The sequence below is a fragment of the Roseinatronobacter bogoriensis DSM 18756 genome (assembly GCF_004366635.1).
Lineage (GTDB): Bacteria > Pseudomonadota > Alphaproteobacteria > Rhodobacterales > Rhodobacteraceae > Roseinatronobacter > Roseinatronobacter bogoriensis.
Genome location: NZ_SORN01000001.1, coordinates 406,777 through 429,802, shown reverse-complemented (window position 1 = coordinate 429,802; position 23,026 = coordinate 406,777). Strand labels below are relative to the sequence as shown.

The following is a 23,026-nucleotide window of genomic DNA, read 5'->3' as shown; positions in this document are numbered from 1 at the left end:
CGCGCCGTTCGCGGCGCGCCCGCTTTTCCGAGGGGGGCGAGATTGCGGAAGGCATGGAGCGTATGACCCTTTGAGAGTGGGGCACCGATCTGGTCGCGCATATGCCAGAAAGCCCCGGTCCCGCACTTATCCATGCAGAATTCCGGAACACAGACCACTAAAGAAGGAGAGAATAATGAGCTTCAACGCATTGCTGGTCACAAAGAACGATGAAGGCAAGACCCATGCCGCTGTTACGCAAATCGCCGAAGATCAACTGCCGGAAGGTGATGTGACCGTCGCGGTGGAGTACTCGACCGTGAATTACAAGGATGGGCTGTGCATCGGCCCCGGTGGCGGACTTGTGCGCAATTACCCGCATGTTCCCGGCATCGACTTTGCCGGTACGGTCGAGGCGTCGGACGACACGCGCTATAAACCCGGCGATAAGGTGGTTTTGACCGGCTGGCGCGTGGGCGAGGTGCATTGGGGCGGCTACGCGCAGAAAGCCCGTGTGAAAGCGGACTGGCTGGTCCCCCTGCCCGACGGGCTTAGCACACGGCAGGCAATGGCGGTGGGCACTGCTGGCTTTACCGCGATGCTTGCGGTCATGGCGCTTGAAGAACACCGCCTACGCCCCGGGGACGGTCCTGTGCTGGTCACCGGCGCGGCAGGCGGTGTCGGGTCGGTTGCGGTGGCCTTGCTGGCCGCGCTTGGGCACGAGGTTGCGGCTGTCACCGGGCGGCCAGAGACCGAAAGCTATCTGCGCGACCTTGGGGCCAGCCAGATCGTGCCGCGTGAGATGCTGAATGAAACCGTCAAGCGGCCCTTGGAATCGGAATTATGGGCGGGATGTATCGACGCTGTGGGCGGCGCGATGCTGGCACGCGTTCTGGGGCAGATGAAATATCGCACCTCTGTGGCGGCAGTCGGGCTTGCCGGTGGCGCAGCGCTGCCCGCCACGGTCATCCCATTCCTGCTGCGCGGTGTGAACCTGCTGGGGATCGACTCGGTGCTGCAACCCTATGACAACCGCTTGCGCGCATGGGAACGCATCGCGCGCGACCTGCCAATGGACAAACTGGAAGCAATGATCCAGCCCGCGACACTCGCTGATCTGCCGCAACTTGGCGCTGATATTCTGAAAGGTCAGGTCAAGGGGCGCGTGGTGGTTGATGTCAATACCTGAGGGCCTGCGTACCCCGCGCACCAGAGGTTAAGAAGCTGCGCTGCCCCCAATGGGGGCGCGCGTTATCCGCGCTGAATGCGCCTTCTGACCCTAGGACAAGGCCATGCGAGCAGAGTTTAAAACCGCCGATTTCGGTGCCTCGAATTTCGTGCCGCTCTCCCCCGTGTCCATTCTGAACAGGGCCAGAATCGCCTATGGTCAGAAACCGCCACAGGCAAGATCCAGAATATATCCTGCGAGAGATTGCCCAAACGCTTGGTGCCTCAGGCCAGCCCTGGCCACCGGCGTGCGCCTGACAAAAAGTGGCACAAAAAGCTGCGACAGTCGGCTTTGCGGACTTTGCGGACGGTCAGTTGCGCGGAATCAAGGCCGAAGGCCGCCGCGCATCGCCGGGCCGCCCCCACGGCACGGCGATTTGGCTGCCCCAAACGCAAAGATCTGATCTTTCGCGGATTAGGCCAGTATAAAGCGCTACAGATTTGACCGTGGATCGTCGCACCGCGGCCCGACACTGCGCGGCTTGTCAAAACCAGCCACCGTCCGCAACGCCCCTCGATGCTGTCATTGACATATCTTTACAGGTGCCGGACACCGGAACAAGCGGGTCTGTATTCCAGCAAAACCCTTACCATCACTCCGCACCCAATGGGCAACGCAAAGTGCGGACGCCGCAACCTATCGGTCAAGGCCTTGGATACACCGCGCAAGCGTGTAGTGGCCCAAACACGTTACCTTCAAGACAGGACATGCACTTCGGCGTCATCCTTTGCCATAGCCTGCATGGCAGGCACCGAAAAGCGCAGGATATTTCTGCCGCCTTCGCGCGTATAGCTGAGTTTGTTGGTAAGGCTGTGGATCAGAAACCAGCCATAGCCCCCTTCCGCCAAATCAGCAGGCTCTGGCGGGGCGCGGCCTGCGCCCGCAGGGTCAAAGCTACGCCCGGTATCGGTAATGCGGCAATCGACCGAGGTGCCTTTCACAACCAGATCGCATTCGATCACACCGCCTGCATCACCATAGCTATGCCGCACGATGTTTGTCATCGCTTCAGACAGGACAAGGTCAACATCTTCAACCAGCGCACAGGGCATACACTGAATAGACAAAAACTGGTGCACATGCTGCAAAGCCTCGCGGACGGAGAACAGCGTTCCCTCGCAGCGCAGTCGCAGATCGGCGTTCGCTTCATCCATCCAGATCATTGATTTATCCCCGCGGGCTGATCGGCTTTCTGGTTGGGCCAACAGTTCTTCACGTATGCAAATCATGTCAATCTTCCGAACTATCCGGCGATGCTGAATGTGTCTGAGTCTATGCCATCAATGGCAGGGGCATTGTCGTGAATGCGGAAAACGGTATCCATGCGTGTCAACCGAAAGAGCTTGCGCACGGCAGGCGACAGGGCGGCAATTTCCAGCGGGCGCGTTGGGCCAAGCAGTTTCATGACACCGACAATCGCCCCAAGACCACTGCTGTCAAGAAACTGTACCTGCGACAAATCCAGAATAACCCGGGTGCCGTCCTCAACCACGGTATCACGCATCATGTCTTTGAATATGATGGCCACTGCCGCATCAAGACGCGACTCGAGAATCTTGATGATAACTGCATCCTCAGTCTGAAAATGCCTTATCTGCATATCCACCCCTTTCCTGAGCTTCGATATGGCGAGACTACGCGCAAAGTGTTACCAACAGATTGTTGAACCCGTCTCCAAGGAACTGAAAACATGCATGAAGTAGCCATTCTGGGTGCCGCCCGCACGGCAATGGGCGGATTTCAGGGCGTCTTTTCCGGCTTGGGCGCCCCCAAACTTGGCGGAGCGGCCATAGCAGGCGCCCTGCGTGACGCAGGCATTGATTCGGCGCGTGTCGAGGAAGTGCTGATGGGATGTGTGCTGCCCGCCGGACAAGGACAGGCCCCTGCCCGTCAGGCCGGTTTCGCGGCGGGGCTGAGTGACGCAGTTCCGGCAACCACGCTGAACAAGATGTGCGGCTCTGGCATGAAAGCGGCGATGATCGCGCATGACCAGATTGCGCTGGGTCAGTCCGGGCTGGTGGTCGCAGGCGGCTTGGAAAGCATGTCAGATGCGCCCTATCTTTTGCCCAAAATGCGCAGCGGCGCGCGGATCGGGCATGGGCAGGTGATTGACCACATGTTTCTGGACGGGCTGGAAGATGCCTATGACAAGGGCCGTTTGATGGGCAGTTACGCCGAAGATTGCGCCGAACATTACCAGTTCACAAGAGAGGCGCAGGATGACTACGCGCTGCAATCCCTGTCAAACGCCCTGGAAGCGCAGTCAGGTGGCGCATTCGCACGCGAAATCGCGCCGGTCACCGTGAGCGGGCGCGGCGGTGAGATTGTGGTGTCGGAAGATGAGCAACCCAAATCCGCGCGACCGGAAAAGATACCCCACCTTAAACCCGCCTTTCGCAAGGGTGGCACCGTGACGGCCGCTAACAGCTCGTCCATCTCGGACGGGGCCGCAGCCCTGGTTCTGGGGTCGCGCAAGCTTGCCGAGGCACAGGGCATCGCACCACGCGCCTTTATCCGGGGCCATGCCAGCCATGCGCAGGCACCCGGCTGGTTCACAACCGCCCCGGTTCCGGCCGCGCGCAAACTGTTGGAAAGGCTGGGCTGGGCTGTGTCCGATGTTGACCTGTGGGAAGTGAATGAAGCGTTTGCAGTTGTGCCGATGGCTTTCATGCATGAGTTGGGTTTGCCGCGTGATGTGGTCAATGTGCATGGCGGGGCCTGTGCGCTTGGCCACCCGATTGGTGCGTCTGGTGCGCGGATCATGGTTACGCTTCTGAACGCATTGGAAGCGCGCGGGCTGAAGCGTGGGGTCGCCGCAATCTGTATTGGCGGCGGGGAAGGCACAGCAATCGCCATCGAGCGGCCCTGAGGCCGACCAGATGCGCCCTTGCCCCCATCGAGGGGGCCGGGCGCGTCGCAAGGCGGCGGGGCCGCTTGCTCCAGACAAGATGGAAAGGACACCGAATGCTGGATTATGATGCGCTGGCTGCGCGGATCGAGGCCCTGACCGAGGGCGAGACAGACGCAGTTGCATTAATGGCCACTGTGGCTTGCGAGGTGCATCATTCCGATGCCCGCTTCGACTGGACCGGGTTCTACCGCGTCACGGCCCCCGAAATGCTGAAGATCGGCCCCTATCAAGGTGGTCATGGCTGCCTGGTCATTCCCTTTTCGCGCGGCGTTTGCGGTGCCTGCGCACGCACGGGCGAGGTGCAGCTTGTCCCCGATGTTGAGGCTTTCGCGGGGCACATCGCCTGTGCGAGTTCCACCCGTTCGGAACTTGTGCTGCCAGTGCGCGACGGTGCAGGGCGGCTTATTGCGGTGTTTGACATCGACAGTGACCAGCCCGATGCCTTTGACGAAGGCGACGCGGCGGCGCTGGGGGCAATTCTGTCACAAGTGTTTTCAAGACCGCTGACATAGGCTGGAAGATGTTATGAGCCCTGAAATCGACTGGGATGATGCGTTTGCGAATGGCGCCTATATCGACGGGTCGGCAGAGTATCCGCCGCGCTGGGAACAGGAAGCACAGGCGTTTCGCGCCAGCGCGACACTGCGCCGCGACATCGCTTATGGTCCGCACAGGCGCGAAACCTATGACCTGTTCCTGCCCGAAGCCCCCCCGCGCGGGTTGGTGGTTATCGTGCATGGCGGCTATTGGCTGAAATTCGACAAATCCTACTGGTCACATCTGGCCGCGGGGCCAGTGGCACAAGGCTGGGCCGTGGCGCTGCCAAGCTACACCCTTTCGCCCGAGGCGCACATCCCGCAGATCACCGGCCAGATCGCGCTCGCCATAAACCATGCCGCAGCAGCGGTTGCAGGCCCTATCTGTCTGACCGGCCATTCGGCGGGCGGGCATCTGGTAACGCGCATGATCTGCGATGACACTACCCTGCCATGTCACGTTCTGGACCGGATCGCGCATGTCCTGTCTATCTCAGGGCTGCATGACCTGCGCCCCTTGCTGCACACTCAGATGAACGCAGAGCTTGGACTGACCGACGAGACCGCGCGCAGCGAAAGCGCCGCCCTGCACAACCCCTATCCCGGTATTGCCGTAACGGCATGGGTCGGCGGGCATGAGCGGCCAGAGTTCCTGCGCCAGTCTGCATTGTTGCGCGAAGCATGGGCGCGAAAGGGATGCAATGCGCACCTGCATGTCGCCCCACAGCAGCACCATTTCAATGTCATCGACGGGCTGGCACAGCCTGACAGCCCGCTGACACAGGCCCTTTTGTCGCAAACACCCCCGCTTGCGTAAGAGATTTACTTTTTGAGCGGTTCGGGGCAACACTTACGCAAAGCAATAAATCACACAGGGAGAGTGACGCATGAAAACCCTCAGGACATCTGCCTTGGCAGCCCTGACCCTTGGCGCGATGGTCGGCACGGCACAGGCAGAGACGGTCACCGTCGGCATGATTACCACATTGTCCGGCGGTGGGGCTGGTCTGGGGGTCGATGTGCGCGACGGCTTCCAACTGGCACTGGACATGGCTGGCGAGCATTCGATCAGGCTTGTGGTCGAAGATGATGCCCAGCGCCCTGAACTGGCGGTGCAGATCGCAGAGCGCATGGTCCAGTCGGAACGCGCCGATATTCTGACCGGCATCATCTGGTCAAACCTTGCAATGGCAGTCGTGCCCTCGACCGTGGCGCAAGATATCTTCTACATCTCACCCAATGCGGGCCCATCGCCACTGGCGGGCGCGAATTGTCACCCGAATTATTTCAACGCGGCATGGCAAAATGACATGCTGCACGAAGCCGCGGGCCAGCACGCAAATGTGCTGGGCTATGAGAACACCTTTATCATGGCCCCGAACTACCCGGCGGGCACAGACGCATTGACCGGTTTCAAGCGCTATTATGAGGGCGAGCTGGCGGGAGAGCTGTTCACGCAAGTCGGCCAGACCGATTATGCTGCCGAGATTGCCGAAATTCGTGCCTCTGGCGCGGACTCGGTGTTTATCTTCCTGCCCGGCGGCATGGGGATTTCATTTATGCGCCAATATGAACAATCCGGCGTTGATCTACCTATTGTTTCCGCCGGGTTCAGCTTCGATCAGGATGTCTTGCCAGCAATGGGATCTGCCGCGCTAGGCGTGATCAACACCTCGCAATGGTCGCCCGATCTGGACAATGCCGCCAACGAAGCCTTTGTCAGCGCCTTTCAGCAAGCCTATGACCGCCTGCCTTCGCTTTATGCCAGCCAGGGCTTTGACACGGCAAATCTGATCCTGTCGGCCCTGTCGAGCGCCGATATTTCGGATAGTGACGCCTTCCGCGACGCGCTGCGCGCTGCGGATTTCGCCTCGGTGCGCGGGAATTTCAGCTTTGCGCCAAATCACCACCCGGTTCAGACAGTCTATGTCCGCGAGGTGGTCGAGGTGGACGGTGTTCTGACCAATCGGATCATCGGCACAGCCTTTGAAGAACACCGCGACGTGCATGGTGAAAACTGCAACATGTAAGCGGCGCAATCCCGGCCCCGGTACTTGCCGGGGCCATGACTTCCATTCCCCAAGGTGATGTCGCATGACTCTTGCGCTGGTGCTAGAGCAGCTACTCAATGGCGTGCAATTCGGGCTGATGCTGTTTCTGATGTCCGCCGGCCTGACGCTGGTCTTCGGCGTGATGGGGCTGATCAATCTCGCGCATGGCTCACTCTATATGATCGGCGCATTCCTGTGCGCCGCCATTGCCGGGATGACAGGCAATTTCTGGCTGGGGCTGATGGCGGGCATCGCAGCAGCGGCGGCAGCGGGTGCGCTGATAGAAATTGTCGTGATCCGGCGTCTCTACGCGCGCGACCACTTGGACCAGGTGCTGGCCACTTTCGCGCTGATCCTGATCCTGTCCGAAGGGGTGCGCATGATCTTTGGCCCCTTCCCGCTTTACCTGAATGTGCCCGATATCTTGCGTGGAACAGTTCAATTGGGGATCGTGGATTACTCATTTTACCGTCTGGCGCTGATCGGCTTTGGCTTGGCTGTGGCTGTCGGTCTTTGGCTGCTAATTTCAAAAACCCGCCTTGGCATCCAGATTCGTGCAGGTGAATCCGACCGAGAGATGATCGCTGCCCTTGGGGTGAATATCCGCGCACTTTATACGATCGTCTTTGCACTGGGTGCCGCCCTTGCAGGGCTTGCCGGGGCGCTGGTCGGTGCCATCCAGTCGGTGCAGGTTGGCATGGGCGAGCCGGTGCTGATCCTTGCATTTGTTGTCATTGTGATTGGCGGGATCGGGTCGATCAAAGGCGCTATGGTCGGCGCGCTCCTGGTTGGCGTAATCGACACCATGGGCCGGTTTCTGTTGCCGCGTATCTTTGCCACCTTCATGGACACCTCGCAGGCGATGGGGGTTGGTGCGGCGCTCGCCTCGATGCTGATCTATCTGCTGATGGCGCTTGTTCTGATCTTCCGGCCCAAAGGACTTTTTCCCGCCCATGGATAACTTGCGGAAGGAATGGCTGCTCAATGCCCTGCTGGCACTCGCACTTTTCGCGGTGCCCCTCTGGGCATGGATGGCAAATGAGCCTTTCATCATCACACTGGCCACGCGCATTGCCATTCTGGCCATCGCCGGGGTGGGCCTGAATATTGCGCTGGGGCTGGGCGGCATGGTCAGCTTTGGCCATGCGCTCTACCTAGGCATTGGCGGATATGTGGCCGGGATTGCGGCCCATCATGCCTTTTCAGGCACCACGGTTCTGGGTCTGCCCGGCACCAACCAGATGCTGCCAATCTGGGCTATGGCAATGGCGCTGTCGGGGCTGATCGCGGGGATAGTCGGCGCGCTGTCCTTGCGCACCTCGGGCATTTTCTTCATCATGATCACATTGGCATTTGCGCAGATGGGGTTTTTCTTTACCCTGTCTTGGCCTGCCTATGGCGGCGAGGATGGTTTGCCCATCTTCGTCAGAAACCAGTTTCCCGGCCTGAACACAGCACGACCCTGGGAATTGTTTCTGATCGCCTATGGCGTGCTTCTGGCATCACTTGGGGTCTTTGCAATGCTGCGCGCCGCGCGTTTCGGGGCGGCGCTCATGGCCATTCGCCAGAACCCCGACCGCGCCGCTGCCATCGGCATCTCGCCTTTCGGGGTCAAGCTCGTGGCCTTTGTGCTGTCGGGCATGATCACCGGGCTGGCGGGCGCGATGATGGCCGACCTTACCCGCTTTGTCAGCCCTGCCATGATGGCATGGACCATGTCGGGCGAATTGATCGTCATCATCATTCTGGGCGGTGTGGGCCGCCTGTTTGGCCCGGTGGCTGGCGCGGCCATTCTCGTGGGGTTCGAGGTCTTTTTCGGGGGCGTGAGCGAACACTGGAAGCTCTGGCTGGGCCTTGTGCTGCTGGCGGTCGTGCTGTTTGCGCGCGGCGGGCTGATCGGGCTTATCGCAGGGAGGGCGCAGAATGTCTGACCCGGTTCTGGACCTGCGCGGTCTGTCGAAAAGCTTCGGCGCGCTCAAGGCGACCGATGATGTGAGCCTGACCTTGCAACCGGGCGAAATCCACGCGCTGATTGGCCCGAATGGCGCGGGCAAATCCACATTGATGGGACTTGTCGCAGGCAAGATCGCGCCCGATGCGGGGCACGTCAGGCTGGACGGAACAGAGATTACCACATTGTCTGTCGCCCAACGCGCTAGGGCCGGGCTGGCGCGCAGCTTTCAGGTGTCGTCCCTGATTCCCGACTATTCAGCGCTGCGCAATGTCATGCTTGCACTTCAGGCCCGACAAGGACACAGCTACCGCTTCTTGCGCCCGGTCAACCGTGACACAGCCTTGCGCGAAGGCGCGCGCGCGGCACTCGCGCGCGTCGGCCTTGGCCCCCGCGCCTCGGTCGAAGCCGCAATGCTCAGCCATGGGGAACGCAGGTTGCTGGAAATCGCAGTGGCGCTTGCGATGGCCCCGAAATGCTTTTTGCTGGACGAACCCATGGCCGGGCTGGGGTCAGAAGGGACAGCCCGCCTTGTCACTTTTCTGAACGCGTTGAAACACGAAGCCCCGATCCTGCTGATCGAACATGACATGGATGCGGTCTTCAAGCTGGCCGACCGCATATCGGTTCTGGTCTATGGCCGCATCATTGCAACAGGTGCGCCCGCCGACATCCGCGCCAACCAGCAGGTCCGCGCCGCCTATCTGGGAGAGGAGGCCGCGACATGACCCCCCTGCTCGACCTTGAGAACCTGCAAGTATTCTATGGTGCCTCACAAGCCCTGTTCGGCGTCAGCCTGCAAGTGCACGAAGGGCAGGCCGTCGCCCTGATGGGGCGCAATGGTATGGGCAAATCCACCACCATTGCCACTGCCTGCCGCATGTTGCCCTTGCGTGCGGGCACTGTGCGCTTCGGCGGGCAGGATATCACCACGGCCCCCTCGTTTCGCGCGGCCCGCCTGGGCATTGGCCTGGTCCCCGAGGGGCGGCGCTGCTTCCCCAACCTGACCGTGACGGAAAACCTGATCGCAAGTGCGCGCCCCGGCCAATGGGATCTGGCGCGCGTGCAGCGCTTTTTTCCACGACTGGCAGAACGCAAACAACAACTCGCCGCCACCCTGTCTGGCGGCGAGCAGCAGATGCTGGCCATTGGCCGCGCTCTGATGACCAACCCCCGCCTGCTGATGCTGGATGAAGCAACCGAGGGGTTGGCCCCTGTCATCCGTCAGGAAATCTGGGCCGCGATCACCGCGCTCAAATCCGATGGTCTGTCCATCCTGCTGGTGGACAAGACATTGTCAGAAATCCTGCCCTTCGCGGATCACTGCGTGATCCTTGAACGCGGGGCCGTCGCGTGGCAGGGCCAGCCAAAGGCCCTGTCCCCGGAAATTGTCGCCACTTATCTTGGCGTCTGAGCCATTTTCTTGCTGAAAATACTCAAGCAACGCAAGCCGCGCGCGCCACTGTCACGGTATGCGCGCACGCTGCACCGCCAGAATACCTGCCATGATCACCAGCACGCCAATCACGTCAAAAATGCCAAGCCTCTCGCCCAGCAGAACCGCGGCCACAGCCACGCCGAAAAACGGGTTCAGGAAGTGGAAGGTTGCCGCCTGAACCGCACCGATGCGCGCAACCAGCAGGAACCACACCCATGTTGCCGCAAGCCCCGGCACCAGCACAGTGTAGCTGAACGCCCCCACAAGCTGCCATGTCCAGTTGACCTCGGGCACTTCCAATGCCACCGCTGGCACGATCAGGATGGCCGATCCGACCAGCATTTGCATTCCCACGATTGTCAGCAGGTTGCCCCCGGTCCCAGACGCACCGCGCATGCTCAGCGTGGCCACAGTCAGCGAAACCACACCCAGAACACACAAGGCCACACCAAACAGGTCGATCCCACCAGTAATGCGCGCGCCCATAATCACGGCCACACCGGCAAACCCGGCGAACAGTCCGGCAATCGCCATGGGGCGCAGGTATTCGCGCAAGATCACCCATCCCGCCAGCGCCACCAGCAGCGGCATGGTCGAGGCGATGATGGCCGCGACCGATGCCTCCACTGTTTGCATGGCCACGAAATTCAAGCCCAAATACAGCGCATTCTGAGAGATGCCGAACAGGATTGTCGCGCGCCATTGTGCCGGGGTCAGTGACCAGCTTTGCCCCAGTGCCCGCGCGATTGCGAGGCCGATCAGACCGGATATCAGGAACCGCAGGCTCAGCGCATAAAGCGGAGGGGCATCCGCCACGATCATCCGCGCTGAGGTAAAGGCCGAGGACCACATCAGCGCAAAGGCCAGCCCCATGATGATTGCACGTATATCCAAGAAACTGCCTTTACTTTGCCCAAGGCCGGGCATCAGCCCGGCCCGGTCCGCGCCAGAAGCGCAACATCAACAACAATGCGGCCACAGACAGGCCCACAACCAGCCCGGCCCAGACCCCTTCTCCGCCCCAACCGAACATGATGCCGAACAGATAGCTTGTCGGCAGGCCAACGCCCCAATAGCTGAAGGCGGCGATCAGCATCGGCCCACGCGTGTCCTGCACACCACGCAACAATCCCATCGCCATGACCTGTGCCCCATCAGCAAGCTGAAACACCGCCGCCACGATCAGGAAAGACGCGCCGATGGCAATGATCGCTGCACGCGCTGGCTCGTCAGGGGATAGGAAAAGCCCCACCAGAAACGGACCCGCTGCGATGTAAAGAACCATCGTCGCTGTGGCGAAGGCCATCGAAACGGCCACCGCAACCTTCGCCCCCATGCGCAGCGCGTCCTGATCGCGCTGGCCGCGCGCGCGCCCGACAAGTACCGTGGCCGCGTTGGAAAAGCCCAGATGCACCATGAACAGCATCGCCGTGATCTCCAGCGCGATGCCATGCGCGGCAAGTTCATGGGTGCCAATCCAACCGACCATCACGGTCGCTGCGGAAAACAGCGCCGTTTCGGCCACAAGCGCCACGCCAATCGGCCAGCCCAGCCGCCAGACCTGCCCCATCGCTTGCCAGTCCGGCCGCCAGAAGCGCTGAAACAGCGTGTAGCGCTTCAGGGCGGGTTGGAGCGCGCAATACAGCGCCAGCGCACCGGCAGTGGCCAGATTGACCACGATCGTTGCAATGGCCGCACCGCGCACGCCCATCTCGGGCATCCCGAAATTGCCGAAAATGAACATCCAGTTCAGTCCGACATTCAGAAAGACGGCCCCGACGGTGATCCAGAATGCAACCTGTGTCCGCCCCAGCGCGGCAAGGTAATTTTTTAACACCATGACAATCAGCGCCGGGACCAGTGAAAACCCCAGCAGGCGCATATAGGCTTCGGCCAGCGGAATCACATCTTCCGGCTGGCCAAGGCCGGTCAGGATAGTGCCAGAGAACCAGAATAATGGCAGCGCGACCAGCCCGAAAGCAATAGACAACCACAGCCCCATACGGGTTGCGCGGCGCACTTCGGTTTCCTGTCCCGATGATGCCGCCGTCGCCACCATCGGCATGACAGCATTGGCAAAGCCAGAGCCGAAGGTGAAAACCGCAAAGAATAATGCCGCCCCCAGCACCCCTGCTGCAAGATCGACCACCCCATACCAGCCCAGCATGATTGTATCTGTGACCGCCAGCATGAACTGCGCCAGATGGCTGCCGGCAAGCGGCAGACCCAGCGCCAGAACCTTGCGCAGGTTCGTCCTGAAAATGGTCGGGTTTCCTGTCATCCCGCAGGGTTAGCGCCAAGCGCAAGGCGCGGCAAGACAGCTTAGAATATTTTTAACATGTTCAGCGCTACAAACAGGATGAACAGCCCGGCAAGCGCCTCCAGCGCGGGGCCAAGCAGGCGCAAACGCCCCAGATTTCGTGCCCAACCCAATGCCCCTTCGCGCGCCAGCACCGCGGTCGCGGCGACCGTAATGGTCACCGCTGCCGTACCCAGCGCCATGACAAGAACGGCAACCACTCCCTGCCAGACCAGTCCCATGCGCCAGGTCAGGATCAACACGAAAAGGGCGCCCGTACAGGGCCGTATCGCGATCGCACCGACCAGCATCGCCATGTCACGCCAGTTCTTTGCCTGTGCAACCTCGTGCATGTCCGGGCTGTGGCGGTGGCCGCAGGTTTCGCAATGGCCGTGCATGTGGTGCCCGTGCGCCTGCCCACCTCCGGTCGCCGTAACCGGCGCAGCCATTGTGTAGTGCAGCGCCTTGCGGGTCGCGCGGCTTACCAGCCACAGGCCGATCAGTGCTATGGCAATCAGACTGGCGCGTTCCAGCCAGATATCACCTGCCAGTTGCAAGGCCTCGCGAGAGGCATCAAAGATCAGCACACCGGCATACACCAGCACAATAGCGCTTGCCCCTTGCGCAAGCGAAGAGATCAACCCGATCCCGGCCATACGCCCCAGTGGCGCATCGCTGCCGGCCCCATAGGCCCCCAGAAGAAACTTGCCATGCCCGGGCCCTACGGCATGGACAAAACCATAAGCGAAACACAACCCCCAGAAGGCCATTAACGCCCCCGGGTCACCAGCGCGCAGGGCGCGCAGCCCAAGCGCCATCTGGTCCTGAAACCCACGCTGTGCAGTTTGCGCCCACTGGGTGATCTGGTCCATTCCGCCACCTGCGAGATAGAACAGAGCACTTAATCCCAGCAGGGTAACAATAACCATCAAGGCGCGGGGCATAAGATGCGAACCTCTTCTGCAAACAAGGCACCAACCGCTGGAAAATCAGCCTCTATATCACCACCAGCGCCCAACACCTCGTCCAGCGCAGCTTCCAGTTGCGAACCGGCGGCTTCCCAATCCGGTTCGAACACACGGATGGTGCAATCGCTGCGACCGCGCACCTGTGGTGTGCCGACGATGCCATAACTGGTGTAATATGTCGGATCATACACAGCGATCACCCATTCTCGGGCAGGATCGGGCGGGTCCGACAACAGCCGCAGATGGCGCGACATCAACTGCCCGTCGCGGTAATCGGACTCCCATTCGACCGGGCCACTCAAGGCCAATGGCTCGCCCTCCTGAGTGGCATGTGTATCGCCGTGATAATCCTCGATCCAGTTCATGTCGAACCCGTCCAGCGCAGTGCGTTCCTCATCGCTGATCTCTCCGGTAAAGTCAGGATCAAGCCCCATATCCGAGACAAGCAGCATGGAAAAGAGAGGGTCATAGGCCCATGAAATCCACACCCCCTCAGGCTGGCCTTCAGTGTCAAACACAATCTCCAACTCGACATCGACAAAGATATGGGGATGCGCATGCGCAAGGCTGCCCCATCCGATGGCGCAGCATGTAGCCAGAATGATCTGAAATGATCTCATCCGCCCCTCCGGTTCGGGCAAACCTACAATCTGCATGCAAGCGCCACAAGTCACGCCTCGGCGATCTGCGCCGCGCATCTGTGGCGCGCAAGGGTGGGCGGGTGGGGCGCGTCACAGATGCGCGGCGCAGATCGTCGCTTGTGCTAGAAATCCAGCCCCAGATCCAGCACTGGCGCTGAATGGGTCAAGGCCCCGACAGAGATGAAATCCACCCCCGTCGCGGCAACTTCGGCAATCCGGTCCAACCGCATGGTCCCCGATGCTTCGGTGACCAGCTGTTCCGCCACGCGCTGCACGGCGGCGGTCAGATCCGCCGTTGTCATATTGTCCAGCAAGACCACATCCGCGCCGCCCGTTTCCAGCACCTCATCCAGCTGCGCCAAGGTATCAACTTCAATCTCGATCCGGCGCATATGGCTGGCGCTTGTGCGGGCGGCACGCAAAGCTGGCGCAATACCGCCAGCGGCTGCGATATGGTTGTCCTTGATCAGGATCGCATCCGACAACCCGAAGCGATGCGCGGCCCCGCCCCCATGCAACACGGCCTGTTTCTCGACCAGTCTCAACCCCGGCGTTGTTTTGCGCGTGCAGGTAATCCGCGCGTCTGTGCCCTGCGCCTTGGCGACGAATCGCGCCGTCAGCGTTGCAACCCCGGACAACCGCCCCATGAAGTTCAATGCGACCCGTTCTGCGGCCAGAATGGACAATGCGGCACCCTCAATCGTCATGACCGCATCGCCTGCGCGCACAGTGCTGCCGTCTGGGCGATGGACTTTGACCACAAGCGACGGGTCCACCAAACGGAATGCCAGTTCCGCAAGCTGCCCCCCCGAGATCACCCCGTCTTGCCGCGCATTCAGGGTTGCGCTGTATCGCAGGTCATGTGGAATGACCGCGGCCGAGGTCACATCTCCCGATGGCCCAAGATCTTCAACAAGCGCTGCACGCACAAGCGGTTCAACCAGCAATTCCGGCAAAGGGGAATGGGTCATGTCGCCTCCGTGCAGACAGATTCGCGCAGATGCAGCGCATCGCGAAAGGTCAGGTATGAGCGTTGCGCCTTCTCAGGGTTCGGCTCCGGGTAATCATCGCGCCAATGGGCGCCACGGCTCTCGCAGCGCAAAAGTGCCGCTGCTGTGATCAGCGTGGCCGTCGTACACATATTGACGAAATCGGGCACCCCCAAATTCGCCTGTTCCAGCGCCTTTATACGGGTCAAGGCCAATTGCAGGCCCGCGCCGGTTCGGCGCACACCCACCAGATCAGTCATGAGATGACGCAGCGCAGTCACGGCGTCCGGCTGTGGGGGCACACCGCCAGACTGGAAGTGCAATGTGACCGGCGCAGCAGGCGCGTCACGCGATGACAGGTTATCGCAAATATCCAGTGCAGCCTTGCGAGCAAAAACCAGCGCCTCCAGCACCCCGTTCGAGGCAAGCCGGTTCGCCCCATGCAACCCGGTAGAGGCTGCCTCACCGCAGACCCATAGCCCGGGCAAAGACGCGCGCCCTTGCGCATCTGTGGCGACACCCCCCATATGGTAATGTGCGGCGGCTGCAACCGGGATCGGCTGCGCAACCGGGTCCAGCCCCGCCTTGCGGCAGGCCTCTGTAACTGCCGGAAATCGGTCATGGATCGCCGCGCCAATGGCTGTGCGCGTGTCCAGCGAAGGGCGTTTGCCAGCCTGTGTTTGCGCAAAGACGGCGCGGGCAACAATGTCACGCGGGGCAAGATCTGCCAGATCATGGGCCGAAGCCATGAAATACTCGCCTTCGGAATTGATCAGCCGTGCCCCCGCCCCCCTGAGCGCTTCGGTGGCAAGGGGGGCCGGGTCCAACCCCAGGTCCATCGCGGTGGGGTGAAACTGCACGAATTCCATATCCGCCATTTTCGCGCCTGCGCGCGCGGCCAGCCCCATCACCTGCCCGCGAATGCGCGGCGGGTTGGTCGTCAGCGCATACAGCCCGCCGGACCCGCCGCCCGCCAACAACACCGCTGGCGCATGCAATGCTACAGGCTTCGACACGTTATCCCCGTCCAGCCTTGCCAGCGTCACGCCCGCAACGCTCCCATCCGTGACCACAAGCTCTTGCGCCACCACGCGTTCCATCACTTGTACCGAAGGGGTTGCGCGGACGACTGCAATCAGGGTTTCCATGATCTTGCGTCCAGCCTGATCCCCCTTCACCCGCACAACACGCGCAGTCGAATGCGCAGCCTCGTGGTTCAGGACGTAATCTCCACGCGCATCGCGATCAAATGGGGTGCCCTGCGCAGTCAGGTCGAGGATGTGGCTTCGCGCCGCATCTGTCACCAATTCGGCAATTTTTGCATCCACTGTTCCCGCACCGGCAACAATGGTATCCTGTGCATGCGCCTGCGGCGTGTCGCCCTGCGCCATAGCGGCCGCGATTCCACCCTGCGCCCAAGCCGATGATGCCCCCTCGCCCAGTGTTTCGGGGGAAATGACCAGAACAGGGTGTGGGGCCAGGGCCAGGGCAGCATAAAGCCCGCCCAGACCTGCGCCCACAATCACCACGCGGTCGGTCGTGACCACAGATCAGGCCTTCGCCGCAGAAAGGTCGATCATGCGTTGCACGGCCAGACGCGCCTTGTCAGCAATATGAGAGGGAACCTCGATCTGGGTAGTCATCGTGTGCAACGACCACAGAACCTTTTCGAGGGTGATCTTCTTCATATACGGGCACATGTTGCACGGACCGATAAATTCGACATCCGGGTGCGCGTCGGAAATATTTGACGCCATCGAGCATTCTGTGACCAGCATCGCCCGCGCGGGACGCTCTGCACTGACATAGTCCAGAATTCCCTTGGTCGAGCCGGAGAAGTCGGATTCCGCCACCACTTCGGGCGGGCATTCGGGATGGGTGATGATGCGCGTGTCGGGGTTCCACTCGCGGAAATCGCGGATATCTTGCGCGGTGTATTGTTCATGCACAATGCACGACCCCTCCCACCAGACAATGCGCTTTTCCGGCACCTGGGCGGCGACGTTTTGCGCCAGATACTGGTCTGGCGTCATGATGATCGTGTCCGCATCCAATGCGCGGATAATATCGACCGCATTGGACGAGGTGCAGCAAATATCTGACGCCGCTTTTACCTCAGCCGTTGTATTGACATAGCTGACCACTGGCGCGCCGGGGTATTTGGCGCGCATCTGTTCCACGCCTTCAGCGGTGATGCTTTCAGCCAGTGAACAGCCTGCCTGCATGTCGGGCATCAGCACAATCTTTGCAGGGTTCAGGATTTTGGACGTCTCGGCCATGAAATGCACGCCGCATTGCACAATGACATCGGCACTGGTGCGCGTTGCCTCTACCGCCAGCTGCAGACTGTCGCCCACCACATCGGCGATGCCATGATAGATTTCCGGCGTCATGTAGTTATGCGCCAGAATGGTCGCATTACGTTCGCGCTTGAGCGCATTGATCGCGGCGACATAAGGCGCATGAATCGCCCAGTCCGCAGGCGAGACAACGCGCGACATGCGGGAATACTCGGCACTCATCCGCGCGGCCAAGTCGGGGTTCGGGGCAAGGTCATAGACCAGATTCAGGTCCTGACGGATGGCGGGCATATCCAGCATGGCAAGGCTCCGATCACTTTCAGCACCCCGTTATGGGCGGGCTGCATATGGGCATCACTGACGGGAGATCAAGGTAAACCTGCCTATGCAGGCCAATAACGGACAGGATGCGCTGCGCCCGTATTCGCAGATACATCGGTTGGACGGCAGATAATGCCTTCATACGCGCATGTCCAGCAAGGTGAGCACGCTTTGAATGTCGCTTTGCACCCCAGAGCGCCGCAAACTGGCCAGTCGAACGCGAATGCCACGGGTAACAAGCACCATCTAACCTGCCAATGCGCAGGGCAATCAGGAGTGTCTTATCATGGCGGAACCAGCAACCGAGATGGCGCAAGCAGCAAGTGGGGCGCGGCGCGGGCGCGCATCTGGCGGCGGGGCCGCGCGGCGCGCGGCGCGCACAGCCGTCAGCATTGAAACCGCGCGCTATATCGAACGTAACATCCCCAATCTGGACGTGCTGAACGAAGAGGCGCTTGCGATCATCGAGGCGAATGCCGAAACGGTGCTGGCCGAGATCGGTGTGAATTTCGTGGACAACCCCGAAGCCCTTGCCCGCTGGCGTGACGCGGGCGCAGAGGTAGAGGGCGAACGGGTCCGCATTCCGCGCGGGCTTGCCCGCCAGCTTTGCGCCACAGCGCCCGGAAGCTTCACCCAGCACGCCCGCAACCCGGCCCGCAATGTCGAGATTGGCGGGCGCAATCTGGTGCTGGCCCCCGTCTATGGCCCCCCATTCGTGCGCGATGCCGCTGGCGGGCGCCGCTACGCGACTATGGAAGATTTCCGTAATTTCGTGAAACTGGGTTATATGTCCAAATGGTTGCACCATTCAGGCGGCACTGTGTGCGAGCCGACCGATGTGGCCGTGAACAAGCGCCATCTGGATATGATTCAGGCGCATATGCTCTATTCAGACAAGCCCTTCATGGGGTCGGTCACCGAACCCGTGCGTGCAGCCGATTCAGTCGAGATGGCCAAAATCCTGTTCGGGTCAGAATTCGTTGACCAGAACACGGTCATGACCTCGCTGATCAACATCAACTCGCCGCTGACATTCGATTCGGTGATGATGGGGGCGCTGGAAATCTATGCACGCGCCAATCAGGCCTGCATCATCTCGCCCTTTATCGTGGGTGGGGCGATGGCACCCACCACGGTTGCAGGTACGCTGACACAGGTGTTGGCTGAAGTGCTGGCAGGTGTCGCCTATAGCCAGCTTGTCCGCCCCGGTGCACCTGTGATCATGGGCGCATTCGTGACCTCGATCGACATGAACAGCGGCGCGCCCACCTTTGGCACGCCAGAGGCCGCGCTGATCACCTACGGGGCCGGCCAACTGGCCCGGCGCCTTGGGCTGCCCTACCGGTCGGGCGGGTCGTTCTGCGGGTCCAAACTGCCGGATGCACAGGCTGCATATGAAACCGCAAACAGCCTGAACATGGCGCTGCTGGCGGGTGTGAATTTCATGCTTCATGCCTGTGGATGGCTGGAAGGCGGGCTGGTGTCATCCTACGAGAAATTCGTGATGGATGCCGACCAGCTTGGCGCGCTGCATCATCTGGCGCGCGGAATCGACATGTCGGAAAACGGGCAGGCAATGGATGCGTTGCGCGAAGTTGGGCCGGGCGGGCATTTTCTGGGCTGCGCGCATACACAGGCCAATTTCAAGGATGCGTTCTGGCGTTCTGACCTGCTGGACTACAAACCCTTCGAGACATGGGACGAAGACGGCGCACGCGACACGCAGACACTTGCAAGCCTTCGGGTTGCCAAGATGCTGGGTGATTATCAGCAACCCATGCTGGACCCCAGCATTTCCGAAGCACTGCAAAGCTATATCGACCAGCGCAAGGCATCAGAACCGGACGCCTTTGGCTAAAGCGCGGACTGGCAAAACCAAAACGGCCCCGGCATTCAGCCGGGGCCGTTTTTCTTTCAGGCGCGCCCATTTCAGGCGTTGGTGGCGCCTGCCTTGGCACCCATGGCCCGCTGATACAGGAAGACAGCGCCCGCAACAGTCAATCCGATCAGGTCCGAGGTCCAGCCACCTGCGATCATGGCCAGCGCGGCCACACCCACGATCACGCGCAATGGCCAGCCAATTACGCCGAACAGCCAACCCTGCACGGCAGAGGCCAGCAGATAGATGCCCAGAGATGCCGTGACAAAGACATGGAGGATCTCCAGCGTCTCGCCCTGCATCAGCAGGGATGAACTGTAGAAGAACATGAACGGCACGACAAAAGCCGCAAGCCCGATCTTGAACGCCTCGACGGAGGTTTTCATCGGGTCAGATTGCGCAATGGCCGCGCCCGCATAGGCCGCAAGCGCCACTGGCGGCGTGATGGCCGACATCACCGCATAGTAGAAGATGAAGAAATGCGCGGTCAGCGGTTCAATCCCCATGCGGATCAGGCCCGGCGCGATGACACTGGCCGCAACGGCATAGGCCGCGGTGGTGGGCATGCCCATGCCAAGAATGATCGCCACGCACATCGCAAAGAACAGCGCCAGCAACTGGCTTTGCCCGGCAATCGCCATCAGCACGCCCGACAGGCGCACGCCAATGCCAGTAATCGCAATAATGCCCACAATCACCCCGGCAGCAGCACAAACCGCGACCAGTTGCAGTGACATCTTGGCCGCGATCTCCAGCGCGTAGGGTATCATGCGGAAATGCTCGACCGCCTTGGCGATACCCGCCGATTTGGGCGAGTTCAGCCGCAGGGTCATCACAATACCAAAGACCGACACGATGCTGATCACGATCGAGATAACCAGTTGGAACGCCGCCCCTTCACCCCAGCCTTGCGACAGGATCTGCGCGCCAACTGCAAGCGGCATAAGCGCCAGAACACAGAGCATCAGGCCCACCAGATGGTTCCAAAGTCCATCCTCGCGCCCGTCCACAAGCACGCGGATGTAACTGACAACGAATGCCGCGACCATCGCATATGTCCCTGCGCGAATGACCGAGTAGCCGACATAAAGCGCGCCAATCAGCATGATGATGGGAATAAACAGATAAGCCTGTTTGGCCATCTCGTTGAACTTCGGCAGTTGTGCCCTTGGCAGACCCTTCATGCCTTTTTTCAGGGCTTCCTTATCCACCATGAAATAGACCGACAGGAAATACAGCACTGCCGGAATAATCGCGGCAATCACGATTTCGCGGTATTGAATGCCCGTAATCTCTGCCATGATAAAGGCACCAGCCCCCATGATGGGCGGCAGGATCTGCCCCCCGGAACTGGCCGCCGCTTCGACCGAAGCCGCTGTCTGGGGCTTGTAGCCCACCTTCTTCATCAGCGGAATTGTCAGCGAGCCAGTGGACACCACATTGCCCGCCGATGTGCCATTGATCATGCCCATCAGGCCAGATCCAAAAATCGCAACTTTCGCAGGTCCACCCCGCGCGCCGCCAGCGGCCGCAAAGGCAAAATTGATAAAATACTCACCCACCCGACTGGCCTGAAGGAAGGCGGCAAAGGTGATGAACAGGATGATATAGGTCGAGGACACCGCCGTTGTCGGCCCAAGCACCCCGATATCGGTATAGATGCGCGCGAAGAAGCGTTCAGGGCTATAACCCCGGTGGTTCAGAAAGCCCGGCAGCCACGGGCCAAGAAACCCGTATGCGATGAAGACGGCGACAATGACCACCAGCGCCAGCCCGGCAAGACGACGCGTCATCTCCAGAATCAGTACGATCCCGGCAATGGCAGCATACATGTCATTCACATGCGGAAAGACACCCGCGCGATTGCGCAAAAACCCTGCATGGGCAATGATATAAATGCCCACCGTCAGCGCGGCGAATGCAAGGATCACATCTGCCAGCGCAATCCGCGTACGGTCGCGCCCCGGAAACAGCCAGCTTGCCACCAGCGCCAGCGATGTCCCCACGATCAGTGGCCAGCCGAAGGTATATTTCATCTGGTCAGGCGGCGCGCCCATACCAACCAGATTACCCGTGGCCACGGCCCACACGATCTGGACAAAGGCCACACCCACAGCCAGAAATGCCAGCCCCACAAGGGTCATTTCCGGAAGTGAACGGCCTTTGCGATCATCCGATGTGTCCGGGAAAACTGTTGCCGAATAAATCAGAAAGCCAAGGATCAAACCGCCCGTCACATGGCTTAGGCGATAAACCCATGTTTCCAATGGATAAATGTTCATCGCACCAATATGAAACGCGGTATACAGAATACAGCACAAGGCCAGCACCCAGCCCAGCACACCCGGCGGCACGCGCTGGTTTGACATGACGATTTCCCGATCCACCCCTTCGGCAATTCTATCGGGATCAATCTCGACCGTCTCGCTCCGGTCCTGCGCTTGTGTCATGTGTCGGGCTCCATACGTATCGCAATGGTATGTATTGTGCTGTCTGCGCAAAAGGCCGCACTGGGCGGCCTTTTGTATCTTTTACCCAAGCGTCAAGCGCTTAGTCCTTCAGCTCTTCCGGAATCTCGAAACCGTTTTCCTCGAACCAGCGCACAGCACCCGGGTGGTACGGCAGGAAGCTGTTATTGACATAGTTCTCGGGCAGGGTTGCCACGGCTGCGGCATGAATCTGCATCATCCGATCGTTGTTTTCCATCACCAGCTTGGTGATTTCATAGGCCAGGCTCTCGGGCATGTCGGAATGGGCAACTGCGAAGTTCCACATTGCGACAGATTGCTGGTCTTCGTCCTGAACAGTGTAGGATCCGCCCGGAATGGTGAAGGGCGACACTTCGGGGAAGGCTTCCAGCAATGCAGCATGCTCTTCATCCGAGAAGGTGAAGGTGCGCACATCGGCCTCTGCTGCAAGCTGCGAGAAGGCCGAAATGGGGACACCGGCGGCAAAGACAAAGGCATCAATCAGGCCGTCCTGCAACTGGCTTGCCGCATCGGCCGCGCCTGCGAAGGACACGTTTGCATCGACATCCAACGCCTCAAGGAACCGTGGCCAATAAGTGCCGGGCGTGCCGCCTGCCGGGCCAACGCTGACGCGCTTGCCAGCCAGATCACCGACCGAGCTGATATTCTGGCTGGTTAGCGCGATGCCCTGAAACGGTGTTTCATACATCGGGAACAGCGCGCGCACATCGCGGTGCTCCAGCCCCGGGGCCAGTTCGCTTTCGCCGTTCCATGCTTCGAACATCGGGCCCATGGTCACAAGGCCAATATCATGTTCCTGCATTTGCAGCAGCGTCACGTTCTGCACCGGACCACCAGTCACTTCGCCGCTGGCGCTGATGCCCAGTTCTTCCGAAATGAACGATGCCAAGCCGTTACCATAGACGAAGTAAACACCGCCCTGGCTGGCAGTGCCGACTGTCAGATCAGACGGCCAACCGTCACGATCCTGTGCCTGTGCCATCGACATGGACATGACGGCTGCCGCGGCCAGAGCCGCAAAATTTGTATAACGCATTGGGACCTCC

The 23,026-nt window shown here is 60.5% G+C and carries 21 protein-coding genes; 10 read left to right on the top strand and 11 right to left on the bottom strand.

Annotation, left to right across the window (positions count from 1 at the left end; translation table 11 throughout):
- The first annotated feature begins 175 nt into the window (after positions 1-175).
- Positions 176-1,168, top strand: coding sequence for an acryloyl-CoA reductase (gene acuI / locus EV660_RS01920; RefSeq protein ID WP_071481629.1), 993 nt, complete (start codon positions 176-178; stop codon positions 1,166-1,168).
- Positions 1,169-1,902: 734 nt separating this feature from the next.
- Here the strand turns inward: acuI and EV660_RS01915 are convergent.
- Together EV660_RS01915 and EV660_RS01910 are read right to left on the bottom strand one after the other, a co-directional pair.
- On the bottom strand, positions 1,903-2,370 hold the full coding sequence (locus tag EV660_RS01915) for an ATP-binding protein (protein ID WP_157798955.1): 468 nt from the start codon (positions 2,368-2,370) through the stop codon (positions 1,903-1,905).
- A gap of 80 nt (positions 2,371-2,450) precedes the next feature.
- Positions 2,451-2,807 carry an STAS domain-containing protein gene (locus tag EV660_RS01910; RefSeq protein WP_071482309.1) on the bottom strand — a complete coding sequence of 119 codons (357 nt, stop codon included), beginning with the start codon at positions 2,805-2,807 and terminating at the stop codon, positions 2,451-2,453.
- Between the two features lie 90 nt (positions 2,808-2,897).
- Between EV660_RS01910 and EV660_RS01905 the strand changes: the two genes are divergently transcribed.
- The 8 genes from EV660_RS01905 (at position 2,898) to EV660_RS01870 (ending at position 10,070) form a co-directional block, all read left to right on the top strand.
- A complete protein-coding gene (locus EV660_RS01905) occupies positions 2,898-4,076 on the top strand; it encodes an acetyl-CoA C-acyltransferase (RefSeq protein WP_071481631.1) in 1,179 nt (392 codons plus the stop codon).
- 95 nt (positions 4,077-4,171) lie between these two features.
- Complete coding sequence (locus EV660_RS01900) at positions 4,172-4,630, top strand: GAF domain-containing protein (protein ID WP_071481632.1); 459 nt, start codon at positions 4,172-4,174, stop codon at positions 4,628-4,630.
- Positions 4,631-4,643: 13 nt separating this feature from the next.
- Positions 4,644-5,471 carry an alpha/beta hydrolase gene (locus tag EV660_RS01895; RefSeq protein WP_071481633.1) on the top strand — a complete coding sequence of 276 codons (828 nt, stop codon included), beginning with the start codon at positions 4,644-4,646 and terminating at the stop codon, positions 5,469-5,471.
- Positions 5,472-5,541: 70 nt separating this feature from the next.
- Positions 5,542-6,684, top strand: coding sequence for an ABC transporter substrate-binding protein (locus EV660_RS01890; protein ID WP_071481634.1), 1,143 nt, complete (start codon positions 5,542-5,544; stop codon positions 6,682-6,684).
- A 64-nt stretch (positions 6,685-6,748) separates the two neighbouring features.
- Entirely contained in the window at positions 6,749-7,666 is a 918-nt protein-coding gene (locus EV660_RS01885) for a branched-chain amino acid ABC transporter permease (RefSeq protein ID WP_071481635.1), read from the top strand.
- Position 7,667: 1 nt separating this feature from the next.
- A complete protein-coding gene (locus EV660_RS01880; protein ID WP_071482310.1) occupies positions 7,668-8,636 on the top strand; it encodes a branched-chain amino acid ABC transporter permease in 969 nt (322 codons plus the stop codon).
- Positions 8,629-9,384 (top strand): ABC transporter ATP-binding protein, encoded by a 756-nt coding sequence (locus EV660_RS01875; protein ID WP_071481636.1) that lies wholly within the window; start codon positions 8,629-8,631, stop codon positions 9,382-9,384. Before EV660_RS01880 ends, EV660_RS01875 begins: the two co-directional genes overlap by 8 nt.
- Complete coding sequence (locus tag EV660_RS01870) at positions 9,381-10,070, top strand: ABC transporter ATP-binding protein (protein WP_071481637.1); 690 nt, start codon at positions 9,381-9,383, stop codon at positions 10,068-10,070. The genes EV660_RS01875 and EV660_RS01870 overlap by 4 nt, the downstream gene beginning before the upstream one ends.
- A 51-nt stretch (positions 10,071-10,121) precedes the next feature.
- On the opposite strand, the gene EV660_RS01865 is transcribed toward EV660_RS01870, so the two are convergent.
- From EV660_RS01865 to nadA, 7 genes are all read right to left on the bottom strand, one after another.
- Positions 10,122-10,988 carry a DMT family transporter gene (locus EV660_RS01865; protein WP_071482311.1) on the bottom strand — a complete coding sequence of 289 codons (867 nt, stop codon included), beginning with the start codon at positions 10,986-10,988 and terminating at the stop codon, positions 10,122-10,124.
- A gap of 10 nt (positions 10,989-10,998) precedes the next feature.
- The gene (locus EV660_RS01860; RefSeq protein ID WP_071481638.1) at positions 10,999-12,375 is read right to left on the bottom strand and encodes an MATE family efflux transporter; all 1,377 of its coding nucleotides are present in this window, start codon (positions 12,373-12,375) and stop codon (positions 10,999-11,001) included.
- Positions 12,376-12,416: 41 nt separating this feature from the next.
- A complete protein-coding gene (locus EV660_RS01855) occupies positions 12,417-13,322 on the bottom strand; it encodes a nickel/cobalt transporter (RefSeq protein WP_100319275.1) in 906 nt (301 codons plus the stop codon).
- Positions 13,322-13,981 (bottom strand): DUF1007 family protein, encoded by a 660-nt coding sequence (locus EV660_RS01850; RefSeq protein WP_071482312.1) that lies wholly within the window; start codon positions 13,979-13,981, stop codon positions 13,322-13,324. The genes EV660_RS01855 and EV660_RS01850 overlap by 1 nt, the downstream gene beginning before the upstream one ends.
- 143 nt (positions 13,982-14,124) lie before the next feature.
- Positions 14,125-14,973, bottom strand: a complete 849-nt coding sequence (gene nadC / locus EV660_RS01845) for a carboxylating nicotinate-nucleotide diphosphorylase (RefSeq protein WP_071481640.1) — start codon at positions 14,971-14,973, stop codon at positions 14,125-14,127.
- Positions 14,970-16,538, bottom strand: a complete 1,569-nt coding sequence (locus EV660_RS01840) for an L-aspartate oxidase (protein WP_071481641.1) — start codon at positions 16,536-16,538, stop codon at positions 14,970-14,972. The genes nadC and EV660_RS01840 overlap by 4 nt, the downstream gene beginning before the upstream one ends.
- 3 nt (positions 16,539-16,541) lie before the next feature.
- Positions 16,542-17,591, bottom strand: a complete 1,050-nt coding sequence (gene nadA, locus EV660_RS01835) for a quinolinate synthase NadA (RefSeq protein WP_071481642.1) — start codon at positions 17,589-17,591, stop codon at positions 16,542-16,544.
- 307 nt (positions 17,592-17,898) lie between these two features.
- On the opposite strand from nadA, the gene EV660_RS01830 reads away from it, so the two are divergent.
- Complete coding sequence (locus tag EV660_RS01830) at positions 17,899-19,470, top strand: trimethylamine methyltransferase family protein (protein WP_375781706.1); 1,572 nt, start codon at positions 17,899-17,901, stop codon at positions 19,468-19,470.
- 71 nt (positions 19,471-19,541) lie between these two features.
- On the opposite strand, the gene EV660_RS01825 is transcribed toward EV660_RS01830, so the two are convergent.
- Together EV660_RS01825 and EV660_RS01820 are read right to left on the bottom strand one after the other, a co-directional pair.
- Positions 19,542-21,941, bottom strand: coding sequence for a TRAP transporter permease (locus tag EV660_RS01825; RefSeq protein WP_071481643.1), 2,400 nt, complete (start codon positions 21,939-21,941; stop codon positions 19,542-19,544).
- 100 nt (positions 21,942-22,041) lie between these two features.
- Entirely contained in the window at positions 22,042-23,016 is a 975-nt protein-coding gene (locus EV660_RS01820; RefSeq protein WP_071482314.1) for a TAXI family TRAP transporter solute-binding subunit, read from the bottom strand.
- Positions 23,017-23,026: the final 10 nt, after the last annotated feature.